Source organism: Ruegeria sp. AE4 (genome assembly GCF_056542185.1).
On sequence record NZ_JBQFZK010000006.1, the window covers coordinates 131,370 to 145,876 of the forward strand.

The 14,507-nt window shown below is 57.1% G+C and carries 15 protein-coding genes; 8 read left to right on the top strand and 7 right to left on the bottom strand.

Annotated elements, in window-relative coordinates; genetic code table 11:
- The first annotated feature begins 37 nt into the window (after nucleotides 1-37).
- From ACR0EK_RS10695 to ACR0EK_RS10705, 3 genes are read left to right on the top strand one after another with little or no spacing between them, the layout of a single operon-like run.
- Nucleotides 38-472, top strand: a complete 435-nt coding sequence (locus ACR0EK_RS10695; protein WP_480488033.1) for a DUF302 domain-containing protein — start codon at nucleotides 38-40, stop codon at nucleotides 470-472.
- A gap of 1 nt (nucleotide 473) precedes the next feature.
- The gene (gene hemA, locus ACR0EK_RS10700; RefSeq protein ID WP_480899697.1) at nucleotides 474-1,697 is read left to right on the top strand and encodes a 5-aminolevulinate synthase; all 1,224 of its coding nucleotides are present in this window, start codon (nucleotides 474-476) and stop codon (nucleotides 1,695-1,697) included.
- Between the two features lie 52 nt (nucleotides 1,698-1,749).
- Complete coding sequence (locus tag ACR0EK_RS10705; RefSeq protein WP_480899695.1) at nucleotides 1,750-2,808, top strand: YeeE/YedE family protein; 1,059 nt, start codon at nucleotides 1,750-1,752, stop codon at nucleotides 2,806-2,808.
- A 1-nt stretch (nucleotide 2,809) separates the two neighbouring features.
- Here ACR0EK_RS10705 and ACR0EK_RS10710 read toward each other — a convergent pair whose 3' ends face one another.
- The 3 genes from ACR0EK_RS10710 to ACR0EK_RS10720 form a co-directional block, all read right to left on the bottom strand.
- Entirely contained in the window at nucleotides 2,810-3,754 is a 945-nt protein-coding gene (locus tag ACR0EK_RS10710) for an MBL fold metallo-hydrolase (RefSeq protein ID WP_480899694.1), read from the bottom strand.
- Nucleotides 3,751-4,680: an MBL fold metallo-hydrolase gene (locus ACR0EK_RS10715; RefSeq protein WP_480899693.1), complete on the bottom strand. Its 930-nt coding sequence runs from the start codon at nucleotides 4,678-4,680 to the stop codon at nucleotides 3,751-3,753. Before ACR0EK_RS10715 ends, ACR0EK_RS10710 begins: the two co-directional genes overlap by 4 nt.
- Nucleotides 4,681-4,980: 300 nt before the next feature.
- Nucleotides 4,981-5,826, bottom strand: a complete 846-nt coding sequence (locus ACR0EK_RS10720) for a LysR family transcriptional regulator (protein WP_480899690.1) — start codon at nucleotides 5,824-5,826, stop codon at nucleotides 4,981-4,983.
- 86 nt (nucleotides 5,827-5,912) lie between these two features.
- On the opposite strand from ACR0EK_RS10720, the gene ACR0EK_RS10725 reads away from it, so the two are divergent.
- Together ACR0EK_RS10725 and ACR0EK_RS10730 are read left to right on the top strand one after the other, a co-directional pair.
- Nucleotides 5,913-6,380, top strand: coding sequence for a c-type cytochrome (locus ACR0EK_RS10725; protein ID WP_209597499.1), 468 nt, complete (start codon nucleotides 5,913-5,915; stop codon nucleotides 6,378-6,380).
- Between the two features lie 14 nt (nucleotides 6,381-6,394).
- The gene (locus tag ACR0EK_RS10730; protein WP_480899688.1) at nucleotides 6,395-7,282 is read left to right on the top strand and encodes a c-type cytochrome; all 888 of its coding nucleotides are present in this window, start codon (nucleotides 6,395-6,397) and stop codon (nucleotides 7,280-7,282) included.
- A gap of 92 nt (nucleotides 7,283-7,374) precedes the next feature.
- On the opposite strand, the gene nagA is transcribed toward ACR0EK_RS10730, so the two are convergent.
- The 4 genes from nagA to ACR0EK_RS10750 are packed head-to-tail and all read right to left on the bottom strand — an operon-like array spanning nucleotide 7,375 to nucleotide 11,193.
- Nucleotides 7,375-8,508 (bottom strand): N-acetylglucosamine-6-phosphate deacetylase, encoded by a 1,134-nt coding sequence (gene nagA / locus ACR0EK_RS10735; RefSeq protein WP_480967800.1) that lies wholly within the window; start codon nucleotides 8,506-8,508, stop codon nucleotides 7,375-7,377.
- Nucleotides 8,505-9,533 carry an SIS domain-containing protein gene (locus ACR0EK_RS10740; protein ID WP_480483411.1) on the bottom strand — a complete coding sequence of 343 codons (1,029 nt, stop codon included), beginning with the start codon at nucleotides 9,531-9,533 and terminating at the stop codon, nucleotides 8,505-8,507. The genes nagA and ACR0EK_RS10740 overlap by 4 nt, the downstream gene beginning before the upstream one ends.
- 29 nt (nucleotides 9,534-9,562) lie before the next feature.
- Complete coding sequence (locus tag ACR0EK_RS10745) at nucleotides 9,563-10,318, bottom strand: GntR family transcriptional regulator (RefSeq protein WP_209507520.1); 756 nt, start codon at nucleotides 10,316-10,318, stop codon at nucleotides 9,563-9,565.
- On the bottom strand, nucleotides 10,315-11,193 hold the full coding sequence (locus ACR0EK_RS10750; protein WP_480483409.1) for a glucosamine kinase nucleotide-binding domain-containing protein: 879 nt from the start codon (nucleotides 11,191-11,193) through the stop codon (nucleotides 10,315-10,317). The genes ACR0EK_RS10745 and ACR0EK_RS10750 overlap by 4 nt, the downstream gene beginning before the upstream one ends.
- 166 nt (nucleotides 11,194-11,359) lie before the next feature.
- Here ACR0EK_RS10750 and ACR0EK_RS10755 point away from each other — a divergent pair, with 166 nt between their 5' ends.
- The 3 genes from ACR0EK_RS10755 (at nucleotide 11,360) to ACR0EK_RS10765 (ending at nucleotide 14,506) form a co-directional block, all read left to right on the top strand.
- Nucleotides 11,360-12,247, top strand: a complete 888-nt coding sequence (locus ACR0EK_RS10755) for an N-acetylmuramic acid 6-phosphate etherase (protein ID WP_480483407.1) — start codon at nucleotides 11,360-11,362, stop codon at nucleotides 12,245-12,247.
- Nucleotides 12,248-12,271: 24 nt separating this feature from the next.
- The gene (locus ACR0EK_RS10760; protein WP_267366202.1) at nucleotides 12,272-13,525 is read left to right on the top strand and encodes an ABC transporter substrate-binding protein; all 1,254 of its coding nucleotides are present in this window, start codon (nucleotides 12,272-12,274) and stop codon (nucleotides 13,523-13,525) included.
- Between the two features lie 66 nt (nucleotides 13,526-13,591).
- A complete protein-coding gene (locus ACR0EK_RS10765; RefSeq protein ID WP_209597484.1) occupies nucleotides 13,592-14,506 on the top strand; it encodes a carbohydrate ABC transporter permease in 915 nt (304 codons plus the stop codon).
- The last annotated feature ends 1 nt before the right edge of the window (nucleotide 14,507 follow it).

Here is a 14,507-nt window from a genome sequence, read left to right on the forward strand (position 1 = left end):
ATCTGAAGAAATGTGGTTCAGGAGGAGGAACATCATCATGAAACACTTTATCGCATCAGCCGCACTTTCAGTTGTATTGGCAAACCCGGTTATTGCTGAGGAGGTCATTGCCGTTCCCTTTGACGGGAGCTTTGATGATGCAACCTTTGCCGTTGAATCAGCAATTGTTGGGCAGGGGCTGGTTATCGATTATGTGAGCCATGTTGGTGACATGCTGAACCGGACAGGGGCGGATGTCGGCAGCGACAAGCAGATTTTCACAGCCGCTGAAATATTTATCTTCTGTTCTGCAAAGCTCTCGCGCGAGATGATGGAGGCCGACCCGATGAATATCGGCTATTGCCCCTACGGGATCTTCGTGGCCGAGGACGAAGGCGGTGTCAAAGTGGGTTACCGAAGCTATCCTGACGGACCGATGGAGAAAGTCGAAGCCCTGTTGGCCGGTATTGTAGAAGAAGCCGTTGGAAACTGAAATGAACTACCAACAGTATTTTCGTGACCAGCTGAAGCAATTGCAGAACGAAGGAAACTACCGGGTCTTCGCTGAGCTTGAGCGCCATTGCGGCGCCTTTCCAACTGCACACAACCATGCAGAAAACGGACCTGAGAAAGTCACTGTCTGGTGCTCGAACGACTATCTGGGAATGGGTCAGCATCCAAAGGTTCTGGCAGCCATGCACCGGGCGATTGATAGCTGCGGCGCAGGGGCTGGCGGGACCCGGAATATTTCGGGGACCGCGCATGAGCATGTTCTGCTTGAGCGCGAGCTTGCAGATCTGCATGGCAAGGAAGCAGCGCTGCTATTCACGTCCGGGTATGTTTCAAATTGGGCTGCTTTGGGAACTCTGGCCTCTCGAATTCCCGGTATCACGGTTCTGTCCGACGAATTGAACCACGCGTCGATGATCGAGGGTATCCGCCACAGTCGTTGCGCAAAGCGGGTCTGGAAGCATAACGATTTGAAGGACCTTGAACGACATCTCATGAACCTGCCGTCCAACTCGCCAAAACTGATCGCGTTTGAAAGTGTGTACTCGATGGATGGCGATATAGCACCAATCGCCGAAATCTGCGATCTGGCGGATCGGTACGGCGCGATGACCTATCTGGACGAGGTTCATGCAGTAGGGCTGTATGGGCCGCGTGGTGGTGGCATCGCCGAACGCGAAGGGTTGATGGATCGCCTGACGGTCATCGAAGGCACGTTGGGCAAAGCGTTCGGCGTGGTTGGTGGATACATCGCGGCGTCAAAGGAACTTGTCGACTTTGTCCGTTCTTTTGCCAGCGGATTTATCTTTACCACCGCATTGCCCCCGGCCGTCGCCGCTGGTGCCGCAGCGTCCGTACGGCACCTCAAACAAAGCAATGAGGAGAGGTGTCTGCATCAACAACGCGTATGCGAGGTTCGAGGCAGGCTGGACGCTTTGGGCATACCGCACACACCCAACCCAAGCCACATAATCCCGGTCATGGTCGGCGATCCGGTTAAGTGCCGCTTTATCTCAGATGTCTTGATGCGCGACTACGGGATTTATATCCAGCCGATAAACTATCCCACTGTCCCAAAAGGCACCGAACGTCTACGGATTACGCCTTCACCTGTACATTCGTCAGAAGATGTAACCCTGTTGGTCGAGGCATTGGGTGCGTTGTGGACACAGTGCCAGCTTGCGCGCAAACCGATGGCCGCACAGTGAGAACTTGACGGAAGGCAAAGACGGACACGTAAAGAGGTGAGAGTTTTTGTCTATGGAACGCCTCATCGATCTGCTGGGAGATTCGGGCACATTGGCTGTCGCCGGTTTGCTTGTTGGCATCCTGTTCGGGGTTACCGCTCAGAAATCTCATTTCTGTTTGCGGGCATCTACTGTTGAAGTCGCCGAGGGCGAACTTGGGCCCCGTCTGGCCGTCTGGCTGATCGCATTCACGTCGGCGTTGATGCTGGTACAGGGGTTCGTCTCGATTGAATGGCTGGATTTGTCCGGGGCGCGTTCAATTGCGTCAACAGGCAGCCTGAGTGGGGCGGTGATCGGCGGTCTGATGTTTGGCGCCGGAATGATTTTGGCGCGCGGATGCGCGTCGCGCCTGTTGGTGCTGGCCTCATGCGGCAACCTGCGGGCAATGGTGACAGGGTTGGTTCTGACGTTGGTCGCGCAAGCGGCTTACACGGGTGTGCTCAGCCCCGCGCGCGAGACGCTCTCCGGTATTTGGACGATCGCAGGTGGCAATGCGCGCGACCTTTCGGCACTACTTGGGTTTTCGCCCATCGCGTACACAGTCTTTGCCGCAGGGACCTTTGTTCTGGCCGTCGTGTTTGCAGTGCGCCAGCAGGTGACAGTGACAAAGATTGTCACGGCCGCCGGAGTTGGTGTCGCCGTGGCGCTTGGCTGGTTGATGACATTTGCGATTGCACAAGCCTCCTTCGAAGTCGTGCCGGTGTCTTCGGTCACGTTCACCGGCCCGGCAACGGATACATTGATGGCGCTGGTGGCCGAACGGAACATTGCGCTGTCCTTTGGCATTGGTCTGGTTCCGGGCGTTGCAATTGGCGCCGCTGTTTCTGCCGTTCTGTCCGGCGAGTGGAAGATCGAACAGTTCGGCCCGGATACTCCGATGGAGCGTTACCTTGTCGGGGCCGTCTTGATGGGCTTTGGTGCAATGTTGGCAGGTGGCTGCGCCGTTGGTGCCGGATTGTCCGGGGGATCGGCCTTGTCGCTGACTGCGTGGCTTGCCGTCTTCTCGATGTGGGTCGGGGCCGTCGCCACCCATCGGATGATGATGCGAATGCCCGTTCTTCGGCGGTCCTGACTTATTCGAATTCCATCTGTTCGTAGACCCGACCCGCGTTTTTCGTGGCCAGTTCTTCGAACGTGTCCAAATGGGCATAAGGGCTTTGGTCGACGTAATAGGCCTCGGCCAGATCCCCGCCAGCATCCATATGTTCCTGGATCTTTGCGCGCAGGTAGATCAGATAGTCGCGTGTAAACCGGCGCACCTGATCCATGTTCGTAGGATGACCGTGCCCGGGGATCACATATCTGGCTTCCAGTGCCTCGAATTCGTTGTCCCAGGTCTCAAGCCAATCTGCAGTGTAGGTGTCCTGAAAGATCGGCAGCATACGTTCGTGAAATGCCATGTCACCGGCGATGACAAGGCTTTGATTGGGCAACCAGATCGAAATGTCGCCGGGGCTGTGCGCAGGTCCAAGATGTTTGGCCTCGATGCGAAAATCGCCGAGTTCGACAACGTATTCATCGTCAAACGTTTCTGTCGGACCGGCCAAAAACGTTCCTTTTGCCTTGTCCTTGTTATATGCCTGCATCCCTTCAAGGATTTGAGGCCCATATTCTTCGAATTCAGCCGCAGCATCTGAATGAGCGACGATGGGCACCCCAAGTTCCGACCAGTAGGCGTTCCCCAGCATAGCGTGCCCCTGACCGTTTTCGTTGAAGACAAGCATCACGGGCTGATCCGTGAGCGCTTGAATCTCCTTATGAAGCGCTTCGGCAAGCACATAGGCCGCGCCACCGTTGATGACAACAACGCCCTCTCCGGTTACGATAAAGCTGAGGTTATTGTTGTGGCCCGAATTCTCATAAGTCGGGGGTGCGGTTGCACCGATGGCGGAAAAGACGCCGGGAATAAATTCGACAGGTTTCGAGTAAAGAACGCTCTGCGGGTACTGGTCTGCAATATCCTCACTGGCCCAGGTTTGCGTGGCCAGGGTACAGGCAATCAACAAAGCGCGCATCATGCAGGCTCTCCAATAAATCGATAGGTCGAACCAGCCTTTTCGACACGGCCAATTCCGCCATTTGGCAAATGGAAACCAATAATCTTCATTTGGGCATGAGAAATCTGATCCAGCAGCGATTTCCGGGTACTTGCCGCGCCGTCAGGGTCCTGATCTGTACCGCTCAGCCAGTCTGGACGCTCGAACGCGACGTGTGGATTGCCGAGCGCATCGCCCACGACCATCACCGCATCACCGCCTTTGCGAATTTCGAAGGCCATGTGTCCGGGCGTGTGCCCGAAACTAGCGCGTGCTGCGATACCGGGAAGGATTTCCTGCCCGTCATCAAAGAACGCAACCATGTCTTCGATGGCTTCCATGCGCCGCTTTGCGCCCACCGCGAATGCCGTGCGGTCGGCTCCTATCGTGTCAACGGTTGCAGGGTTCCACCAATAGTCCCATTCCTTGCGGCCAAGATGATATCTGGCATTGGGAAAGAGGGGATCTCCGAAGTCGTCCAGCACACCCCAGATGTGATCCGGATGAGCATGGGTGAAGATCACCTGCGTGACCTCATCCGGAGACAACCCGACGGCGTCCAGAGTTTCCGGAAGTTTGCCAGCGGTTTGCATGAAGTCTGGCCCGGCCCCGACGTCGAACAGTATGGTATTCTGGTCATCGCGGTAGAGCACGATGTTGCACTCGGGCTCGTAACTGGTCAGATCTGCCTGATAGCGGTTCAGAAGTTCTGTCAGCTCTGCCTCGGGCATTGCCCCAAAGACCATTTCGGGCGGCAATGACAGATACCCATCTGCCAAAGTTGATATCCTTGCCGATTGGCCAAGTGTCATTTCCGCAACCGCAAAGCTGGGTCGCAGGCAGAGCGCCGCCAGACATGCGCCTTGGGACAGGAAGTTCCGCCGGGAGAAATTTGGGTCTCTGCTCATACAAAATCAATAAGATGAATGTTTATATTTGTAAATGATGAATGGCACGGGCGGCACATTCTCTCTGGGGCTTTTCACCACTTGCGTTGGAACGTTCGCAGCAAGGTGTCGCATATCTGGCCCTTCCCAAAGTACCTTTGACACGTCTTGGCGAAACAGGTTCAGTAAGGACTATCTGGAGCGGCGGTGAAAACCTGAGCATCGCGGCGCAGGACGTCTTGTTGCAGGTGCAGGGCACCCGCCACGACTTGCCGGAGATTTCAACGCCAAATGACCCACCAATTCACTTTAGTTGTGACGTCACCCAGCCAGTGCATGCGGCAGGTGTTCAACCAGTGCCCGTTGCACGACCGCAAATCTTGGCGTGTGTGCGATTTCCTCTAGCGTTGCGACCCAAAGTGGAACCTCGATTCGGGGATCAATGTCGTTCAACCTATGAAGCCGGGGATCAGCGTCGCCTATAAACGCAGGTAAAAAAGCTCTCCCCACACCGGATGCAACCATCTGCTGAAGCACCAGAAAACTGTCTGCTCCGTTTGTCATGTCATCGGCACGAACATGTTCAGCCAACCATTTGGCCGGGAGTGAACGGCTGAGGGCCCCATCAAGCCGCATCCATCTTTGGTTATGGGTACCGTCACTATAAACCCCGAAGCGCAACGTTCCTGCGCGCTCTCCGGTCAACCCTTCACCTAGTTGAACCGAAGGGCGGACAACGATATCCGCAGTTAACCTGGTCAGATCATGGTGGCTGTTACCGCTGAGGATCGTCAGTTCGAGGCTGGGATAGAGGGCGGAAATTGAGTTTAGTATCTGTGGCAGGATAAACTGGCAAAGGCTGTCCGTGGACGCGATACGCACATGACCCGTAGGCGAACGATTTGCGCCCACAACGGCGCGTTCGACCGAAAGCACGGCCTCTTCAACGCTTTCCATTGCGGACAGAATTTTTCTGGCTTCGGGAAGAACCGTATACCCTGACGGGTCTTTCCGAAAAACAACACAGCCATATCGGTGTTCGAAGGCGGCAACTCTGCGCAGGACGGTTGCATGTGCAACGCCCAGGGCTGTCGCCGCCGCATTCAACGAGCCGTGTTTGCTGACGGCTAGGGCATATCGAATATCGTCCCAATTGTCGTTGTTCATAAATGAACAAGTGAGGCCGAATAACAAACAATTACAAGAAAAATCGTTCAAGCTATCATATGGCACATTAAACAGGGAGCCACACCATGATGAAGAAGTCTTCGATCTTTGCGGCAGGTCTTTTGTCCTTGGCCGTAGTTGGAACTGCAATTGCTCAGGATAGCGAAAACCCGGCTGTAAAAGCGCGGACTTCGATTATGCAGCTTTACGCTTTCAACCTTGGAACGCTGGGCGCCATGGCCAAGGGAGAGGCAGAATATGATGCCGAAGCGGCTACACGGGCCGCAAATAATATTGTTGTCGTGTCGCAGATCGACCAGTCTGCGATGTGGCCAGCCGGATCGGATAATGTGTCAGACCCGTCTACCCGTGCCTTGCCTGCAATTTGGGAAAACTTCGCAGATGTTGGGGCCAAAGGGCAGGCACTGGCCGACGCCGCTGTTGCGATGCAGGCTGCGGCAGGTCAGGATGTTGAAGCCCTGAAAGGGGCGATGGGTCAGCTTGGCGGAACCTGCTCTGCCTGTCACAAAGCTTACAGAGCACCGGAAAATTAAAGGAGAATTGATCAGTGCGGCGCATTCTACTTTTCGCCGTTCTGGTCATGCTTATGGTCGGGTTGGCCGGTTTGCTGTTGACCCGGCCGCAAAGGGTTGATCCAGCCCGGTTGGCCGGTCTGACCCCCGACGTGACCAGAGGGGCGTCTGTCTTCTATTCAGCAGGATGCGCCTCATGCCACTCGGCCCCGGATGCCAGCGAGGAAGGAAAGCTTATTCTTTCCGGCGGGCGGCGGTTCGAAACGGATTTTGGTACGTTTGTAGCTCCAAACATCTCCAGTGATCCGGACGCCGGAATTGGAACATGGTCCGCGCTGGATCTGGCCAATGCCCTTAAACACGGAACAGGCCCCAAGGGACAGCATTATTACCCGGCCTTCCCCTATACGTCTTATGCCAAGATGACGGTCGAGGATGTTGCGGCGCTTCATGCGTTTTTGAACACCCTGCCTGCGTCTGACGCGGCAAATATCCCGCATGACATTGGGTTCCCTTTCAATATCCGGCGCGGGCTGGGGTTGTGGAAACTTCTGTTTTCAGACTCGGGCTGGGTGGTTGAAGGTGATCTGACCGACCAGCAAATCCGAGGCCGGTATTTGGTGGAAGCTTTGGGGCACTGCGCAGAATGCCATACACCACGAAACGGACTGGGAGGGTTGAAGCGGGGTCTATGGCTGACCGGAGCGCCAAATCCGAATGGAAAGGGGCGCATCCCCGGTTTGACCACCGCCCAGCTTGACTGGTCCGAGGCTGACATCGCTGAATATCTGAAATCCGGTTTCACACCGGATTATGACAGCGCTGGTGGCGAAATGGTCGAAGTCATCGAGAACACCACGAAACTAAGCGATGAAGACCGATTGGCCATTGCAGCTTACCTGAAATCCGTTCCCGTTCAGTGAATTGACTATTGGTTGCAGAAATTCTGGATTTTGTCAGTGCAGGTCTTATGACACTGGTTCTGAGTAACGCAAAAAACGTTTGGAGTGCTGGTTCAAACCAGCACGTCTACGTTGCTCAGATCTCTGGCAATGCGGATCAGCGGGCATTGTTTTCCTATGGTTAACCGCCCCGCGTCGGACAATCCCATCACTTCGGCGGGTATACGCGTCGCGGATGCCAATGCGTCTTCCAGTGGAACTTCTGCTTGCATGGTCAGGACACGCAACGCTGTGGTCAAGTCCAGATCGGCCCCCGCCAAAGTACCATCAGACAGTGTCAAACGCCCGTCTTTGCGGGAAATGCGGCGGCCTTCCAGTTCGAACATGCGCTGGTCCGTGCCAGCCGGCGCCATCGCATCGCTGACTAGAAATATCCGGCCTGGGCCCCGCTTGGCGGCCCAGGCTGTGCGCATGGCTTCAGGGTGAACGTGAATACCGTCGGCGATTAGCCCGGCGTTTAATCGACCCGCGGCCAGAACCGCCCCGACAAGCCCGGGAGATCGATTGCCCAGTTGACTCATGGCGTTGAACAGATGCGTGACGCAGGACGCACCGGCCTCAGCATAAGAAAGGCAGGTATCAAAATCCGCATCACTGTGGCCCAGCGAAACAATGGCACCTGCTGAGACCAGCGCTTTCACCTGCGCAATTGACACGTTTTCTGGCGCAACCGTCAGCATCAATGCGGGTAGCGCTTGTGCTGCCGCGACAAGCGTTGTCAGGTCCTCGTCATCCATGGGGCGGATCAGGGCTGCATCATGGGCACCTTTCCGAGCCACCGAAAGATGTGGTCCCTCAAGATGCAGGCCAGCGATCCCCGCAATACCCGCAGCTACCGCCGCCTTGGCCGCTTCGATGGCGGCGCGGGTCTTGGCTGCGGTATCCGTGATCAGGGTGGGAAGGATCGAGGTTGCCCCAAGCGTCCGGTGCGCCTTGGCGATGCGTGCCAGTGTATCGACAGACGGGGCGGCGTTGAACATCACTCCGCCACCGCCATTCACTTGCAGGTCAACATAGCCGGGGGCCAGAATATCGCCTTGCAGATCGACAAGCTTGCCAGCGCTTGTCTTCACGTCAACGCCAATATCGGTGATGCGGCCAGCCTCCAGCCGCAGCGCGGCACCGTCATGCAAACTGGTGCCGTCATAAACAAGCCCGCCGTGGTAGATGGTCGCCTGGCCGCTCATACCGTTTCCGTCACTTTCCGCAGGTGACGTGGCGCATCCGGGTTGATCCCGCGCTGTACTGCGACCTGCTCGACCATTGAATAAAAGGACACGATAGCTGCCACCGGGTCCGTCAGCCAATGATCCGTGCGGACATGAGGCAGCACCTCGGCCTTTGTGACCATTGGGCTGGTGGCAAATACCTGTGCCCCTTTGGCCGCGAGCGTGTCGGCAACCTCGGCCAACAGCGGCTCTGCGGGATCATTGGCGGCAAAGGCAATAACCGGAAATCCGCCTTCCACGATCGAGACAGGGCCATGCAGCACCTCGGCCGAGGAATAACTTTCGGCATGGATCTGGCAGGTTTCCTTGAATTTCAGCGCGGCCTCGTTCGAGATCGCTACGCTTGGTCCGCGACCAAGCGTATAAAGCGAGCTTTGGGTGACGGCAGCCGCCGCTTTGCCCCAGTCACACCGTGTGGCGGCATCAAGGTGCTTTGGCAGGCCACGCAGCGCAGCCAGAAGATCTTTGTCGCCTTTCAGTTCCGCCAGTAGCCAAAGCCCGGCAACCAGCGAGGTCACGAATGTCTTTGTCGCCGCTACACTAAGCTCGGGGCCTGCGTGCAGCGGCAAAGCCGCCTCAGCCGCCAGTGCAAGGGGGGAAGATGGGTCATTTGTGATTGCTACGGTGCTGGCCCCGGCCTTTCGGGCATTTTTCGTAAGCTGCACGATATCCGGGCTTTTTCCTGATTGTGAAACAGAAAGGCAAAGCGCCCCGGCCACATGCAGGTCAGCGCCATACACTGACGCGACCGATGGGCCGACGGATGCCATAGGCAAGCCAAGAAGCAATTCGCTTGCGTATTTCAGAAAAGTACAGGCGTGGTCGGAAGAGCCGCGCGCCGCCGAAATCATGAACTTCAGCCCGCCGTTCCGGGCGACGTCCGCGGCTGTGCTCAGGGCATCTCCGCCATTGCTGAGCAATCGCTCGACGGCAACAGGGATCTCTTCGATTTCCTGACGCATCAGGGTCGTTTTCGGGGTCATCGGGGCAGCCTTTCCATCAGAATCGCAGATCATGGAGTAAGTCGCAGCTCAGCCACAAAGTCATAGGCATCGCCGCGATAGTTGGATTTTGTGAACTCGGCGACGCGCCCGCCTTCCAGATGGGAAATCCGCTGGATGCTTAACCCCGCCGCGCCTTCGGCGACACCAAGCAGAGCTGCATCTTCAGCCTCAAGATTAACGGCGGAAATCTTCTGGATGGCGCGAACAGGTCGGCAGCCGTTTTCTTCCAGAAGATCATAGAGTGAGTCGCGCACGGCAAGCGGGTTTGGCAGAATGTCCAATGGCAACGAGGCACGTTCGACTGCCATGGGGCGCCCGCCAGCCTCTCGCAGGCGGCAAATGCGGGCCACCTGTCCGTCAGCGGGCAGCCCGAGCACCGCCGTTTCCTCGGGTGATGGTAGAAAAACGCCCCGTTCCAACCACTTGGAGGTTGATTCCATACCGCGCAGGCGCATGTCCTCACTGAAAGACGTCAGATGCGAAAGCGATTGTTCCAATTTCGGCGCGGCGTTCCGTACGAAAGACCCGGAACCCTGCCGCTGTACGATTGCGCCCTGTTTCACCAGTTCCTGAATGGCCTTGCGCACGGTGACCCTGGACAGGCCGGTGATCTCGGCGATCTCGCGCTCGGGCGGTAATGAGGAATTCGGGGGAAGGACTCCAGCGTCGATGCCTTCTTCCAGCCGCTGGCGCAGCCGGACATAGCGCGGCCCGCCGCCGTTCTCGAGCCAGTCGTCAGAAGCCAGAAAAGATGCCGCGTTCATGCCGAATGCTCCACTTGGAAAGCCCGGGCCAACGCGATGGCCCCGTCGATAGGCGCACCATTGGGCTCTGTTACTGCGCCACGCGCACGATCCGGCAGATACGCCTCATAGTGAGGGCCAATACCCCCGGTCAGGCATAATGGCATGGCCGGGGTCCAGCCCATTGCTTCCAGTGCTTGCAAAAGATGCGCAGCACCTTCGTGCATAAGCGAAACCGCCCGTTCGTCCCCTGACCTCGCTGCCGCTGTCACCTGTCGCGCGATCTGGCCGAATTCATGTGGTCGTGCCGCGGCCGCGAAAGCGACAATACCGCTTGTACTGCCAAATGCGTTCAGCAAGCCCTCAGTCAGGTTGGATTTTGGCACCAGCCCGTCCCATGCATCCAGCGTAACGGAAAGCGCTCTGCGCCCAATCCACTGAGCAGAGGCCTCATCCCCCAGAACAGAGCCCCAGCCACCGGCAAAGCGTCGGCCGGCTTGCGATTGCAGGGCCAGAAACGAACCCGTTCCGCAATGGGCGATTGCACCGTCGGTTGCTTGATGCGCACCCGCCAGCGCAGGGTGGCGATCATCCTCGACCAGTATACTGTCCAACGGCAAATCCGCCGCCACCCGCTGGGCGATCTGATCACCTGTAACTCCCGCAAGTCCAAAATACGCCGGTATCGGCTTCAGGGTCTCGGGCTGAACACTGAGCTTGGTCGCAAGCATCTTCAGGCCGTCTTTCAGCCGTACAATCGCGCCGTCATAATCGCTGGCGACGTTGGCGGGGCCAACCTCGACCACCAGTCGCTGCTGGCCATCGTCATAGGCGATCCGACAGTTCGTTCCGCCGCCGTCTGCTGCGATGATAGGGTTGTTTTTCGAACTAAGCATGATGATACCTATATAATGCCTATGTTGAACTGTAAATGCCAAAGTAAATCCAATAAGGGCGGAAAGATCGAAAATACGTTGAATTATAAGGCCAATAGCGGCTGAAAAAAAATTAGTGGACAAATGGTATTGTATAGGTATGCTTTCTGGCAACGAGGAGAAACACGTGCTGCCACACATCACCGAACAACTCCACCCGGACGCATACGATTTGGGTAACCGACCGCTGGAAGAGGCGGCGCTGGCCCTGTCCAGGGGTCAGCAGGAAGCGGCCGGTGCCCCGCAGGGTGCCCTGCGTGCGATTTGCGACGGTGCCGACGCCATGGCCCGCAGTCTGGCATCAGGTGGTTCATTGTATTACGCGGCGGCGGGGTCTTCGGGGCTGATGGCTGCGGCTGATGCAATGGAACTGGGCGGTACTTTCGGCATCGACGAAAACCAAGTCCATATCCTGATGGCCGGAGGGTTGCCGCAATCCGCGCATATGCCCGGTGGAACCGAGGATGACACCGACGGGCTGGTCGAAGGGCTGGCCGGGCTTATGCGCAGCGACACGGTCATTGCTGTCTCTGCCAGTGGCACCACCCCCTATACACTTGAGGCCGCGCGACTTGCGCGTGCTGCGGGTGCCAGCACGATCGGGATAGCCAACAACCCGGGCAGCCCGCTGTTGGCGCAATGCGATCACGCGATTCTGCTTGCCACCCCGCCTGAACTGATTTCAGGCTCAACCCGAATGGGCGCCGGTACAGCCCAGAAAATCGCGCTGAACATGCTGTCCAGCCTTATGGCAATCAAGTTGGGTCATGTTCACGAGGGCATGATGGTCAACCTGCGAGCAGACAACGCAAAGCTGCGGGCGCGTGCGACCGGCATCGTCGCCCGGATCGCCGGAGTTGATGCAGGCACCGCCCAAAACGCCTTGGCTGAAGCGCAAGGAGACACCAAATCCGCCATTCTCATCGCCGCTCGCGGCGTTTCACTGGCGGCAGCCAATGTGCGCCTGAAAGAAACGGGCGGAGTTCTGAGCGCGGCACTGACACCTGATAAATAACTGCAAACCAAATGGGAGAGTACAATGAAACGTAATAGCCTGAAACTGGCCTTGCTTGGTGGGACGCTGTTAGCCTCTGCCGCCTATGCCGAGGACGTCACGCTGACTATCGAAAGCTGGCGTAACGATGACCTGACACTGTGGCAGGACCAGATCATCCCGGCCTTTGAAGCAAAGCATCCTGGCATCAAAGTCCAGTTCACGCCGTCTGCCCCGGCAGAATACAACGCGGTTTTGAACTCGAAACTTGATGCGGGGTCTGCCGGTGACCTGATTACCTGCCGCCCCTTCGATGCTTCGCTGGCGCTTTATGAGGCCGGTCACCTGACCGATCTGTCCTCGGTCGAGGCGATGAACAACTTCTCGGACGTTGCAAAGTCTGCCTGGCAGACGGATGACGGTTCGGCCAGCTTCTGCGTGCCGATGGCATCGGTTATTCACGGCTTCATCTACAACAAGGACGCTTTTGCCGAGTTGGGCCTCGAAGTGCCGACCACAGAAGACGAGTTCTTTGCCGCTTTGGACAAGATCAAGGAAGACGGCACTTACATCCCAATGGCGATGGGTACCAACGACCAATGGGAAGCTGCCACGATGGGTTACAATAACATCGGGCCGAACTACTGGAAGGGTGAAGAAGGTCGTCAGGCGTTGATCGCAGGTGAACAGAAGCTGACCGATGAAGCCTGGACAGCCCCTTATGCAACGCTGGCCCGCTGGGGTGCGTATCTGGGTGACGGGTACGAAGCACAGACCTATCCCGACAGCCAGAACATCTTCACTTTGGGCCGCGCAGCCATCTATCCTGCGGGATCATGGGAGATTTCCGGCTTCAACGCACAAGCCGATTTCGAAATGGGCGCTTTCAAGCCGCCGGTTCAGAACGCAGGTGACACCTGCTATATCTCGGACCACACGGATATTGGCATCGGCATGAACGCGGCCACAAAGAATCCTGAGGCCGCTGAAACATTCCTGACCTGGGTCGCAAGCCCCGAGTTTGCTGAAATCTTCGGCAACGCTCTTCCCGGCTTCTTCCCGCTGTCGAGCACTCCGGTCGAGTTGCAGGACCCGCTGGCCAAGGAAATCGTCGGCTGGCGTGAAGAATGTGAATCGACTATCCGCTCGACCTATCAAATCCTGTCGCGCGGCACACCAAACCTCGAGAACGAGACCTGGGGTGCATCCGTTGCCGCGATCAAAGGTGCCAAGTCGCCCGAAGAGCTGGGTGCAGAACTACAGGCGGGCCTCGCCTCGTGGTACGCACCACATCAGTAAGCTGAACCATACCCGGGCAGCATGAGTTGCCCGGGTACGCCCGGCATTCCATCGAAAGCGCTCCCCATGACCCGCCCCCGCATCCGCTGGCATATCGTCGTGTTTCTGGCACCAGCCGTGCTTGTCTACACAGCGGTGATGATCTTTCCCCTGTTCAACACGCTCCGTCTGGCCCTTTACTCTGAAGTCGACCAGAGCCGCATATTTGTTGGACTGCAGAACTTTCAAACGCTGTTCTTCGATCCGATTTGGTCGGAACAGTTCTGGAATGCGCTGGGCAACAATTTCTGGTTCTTTCTGATCCATATGCTGGTGCAGAACCCCATCGGCATCGCGCTGGCCGCGCTTCTCAGTCATCCGCGCCTGCGATTTGCGGTGCTCTATCGGTCGGCGATCTTCATTCCGACAATCCTCAGTTTTGTGATTGTCGGGTTTGCATGGAAACTGATCTTGTCGCCCATCTGGGGCATCGCGCCTTCGATGCTGGACGCGGTTGGGTTGAAATCCCTCTTTGCCCCGTGGTTGGGGAAGGAGGAATATGCCCTGACCACACTGGCGTTGATTTCGGTCTGGCAGTTCGTTGGCATCCCGATGATGTTGATCTACGCGGCCTTGCTGTCGATTCCCGAGGAAATCCTGGAAGCCGGGGAAGTGGATGGCATCACCGGTACAAGTGCCTTTTGGAAAATCAAGCTGCCGCTGATCCTGCCCTCGATCGGGATCATCTCAATTCTGACATTTGTCGGCAATTTCAACGCCTTCGATCTGATCTATGCTGCACAGGGCGCTCTGGCGGGGCCTGACTTCTCGACCGATATTCTTGGCACCTTCATGTATCGCACATTCTTTGGCTTCCAGCTGCAATTGGGTGATCCGCATATGGGTTCGGCCATCGCTGGTGCGATGTTTGCAATCATCCTGCTGGGTGTCTGTGTCTACCTTTTCGGCATCCAGACCCGGATGCGCCGGTACCAGCTGTAAG

Coding starts and splice junctions, on each gene's coding strand:
- ACR0EK_RS10710 (WP_480899694.1), bottom strand. CDS start 3,754: ATGATGCGCGCTTTGTTGATTGCCTGTACCCTGGCCACGCAAACCTGG.
- ACR0EK_RS10725 (WP_209597499.1), top strand. CDS start 5,913: ATGATGAAGAAGTCTTCGATCTTTGCGGCAGGTCTTTTGTCCTTGGCC.
- ACR0EK_RS10750 (WP_480483409.1), bottom strand. CDS start 11,193: ATGCTTAGTTCGAAAAACAACCCTATCATCGCAGCAGACGGCGGCGGA.
- ACR0EK_RS10760 (WP_267366202.1), top strand. CDS start 12,272: ATGAAACGTAATAGCCTGAAACTGGCCTTGCTTGGTGGGACGCTGTTA.
- ACR0EK_RS10765 (WP_209597484.1), top strand. CDS start 13,592: ATGACCCGCCCCCGCATCCGCTGGCATATCGTCGTGTTTCTGGCACCA.
- ACR0EK_RS10705 (WP_480899695.1), top strand. CDS start 1,750: ATGGAACGCCTCATCGATCTGCTGGGAGATTCGGGCACATTGGCTGTC.
- ACR0EK_RS10695 (WP_480488033.1), top strand. CDS start 38: ATGAAACACTTTATCGCATCAGCCGCACTTTCAGTTGTATTGGCAAAC.
- ACR0EK_RS10720 (WP_480899690.1), bottom strand. CDS start 5,826: ATGAACAACGACAATTGGGACGATATTCGATATGCCCTAGCCGTCAGC.
- hemA (WP_480899697.1), top strand. CDS start 474: ATGAACTACCAACAGTATTTTCGTGACCAGCTGAAGCAATTGCAGAAC.
- ACR0EK_RS10740 (WP_480483411.1), bottom strand. CDS start 9,533: ATGACCCCGAAAACGACCCTGATGCGTCAGGAAATCGAAGAGATCCCT.
- ACR0EK_RS10745 (WP_209507520.1), bottom strand. CDS start 10,318: ATGAACGCGGCATCTTTTCTGGCTTCTGACGACTGGCTCGAGAACGGC.
- nagA (WP_480967800.1), bottom strand. CDS start 8,508: ATGAGCGGCCAGGCGACCATCTACCACGGCGGGCTTGTTTATGACGGC.
- ACR0EK_RS10715 (WP_480899693.1), bottom strand. CDS start 4,680: ATGAGCAGAGACCCAAATTTCTCCCGGCGGAACTTCCTGTCCCAAGGC.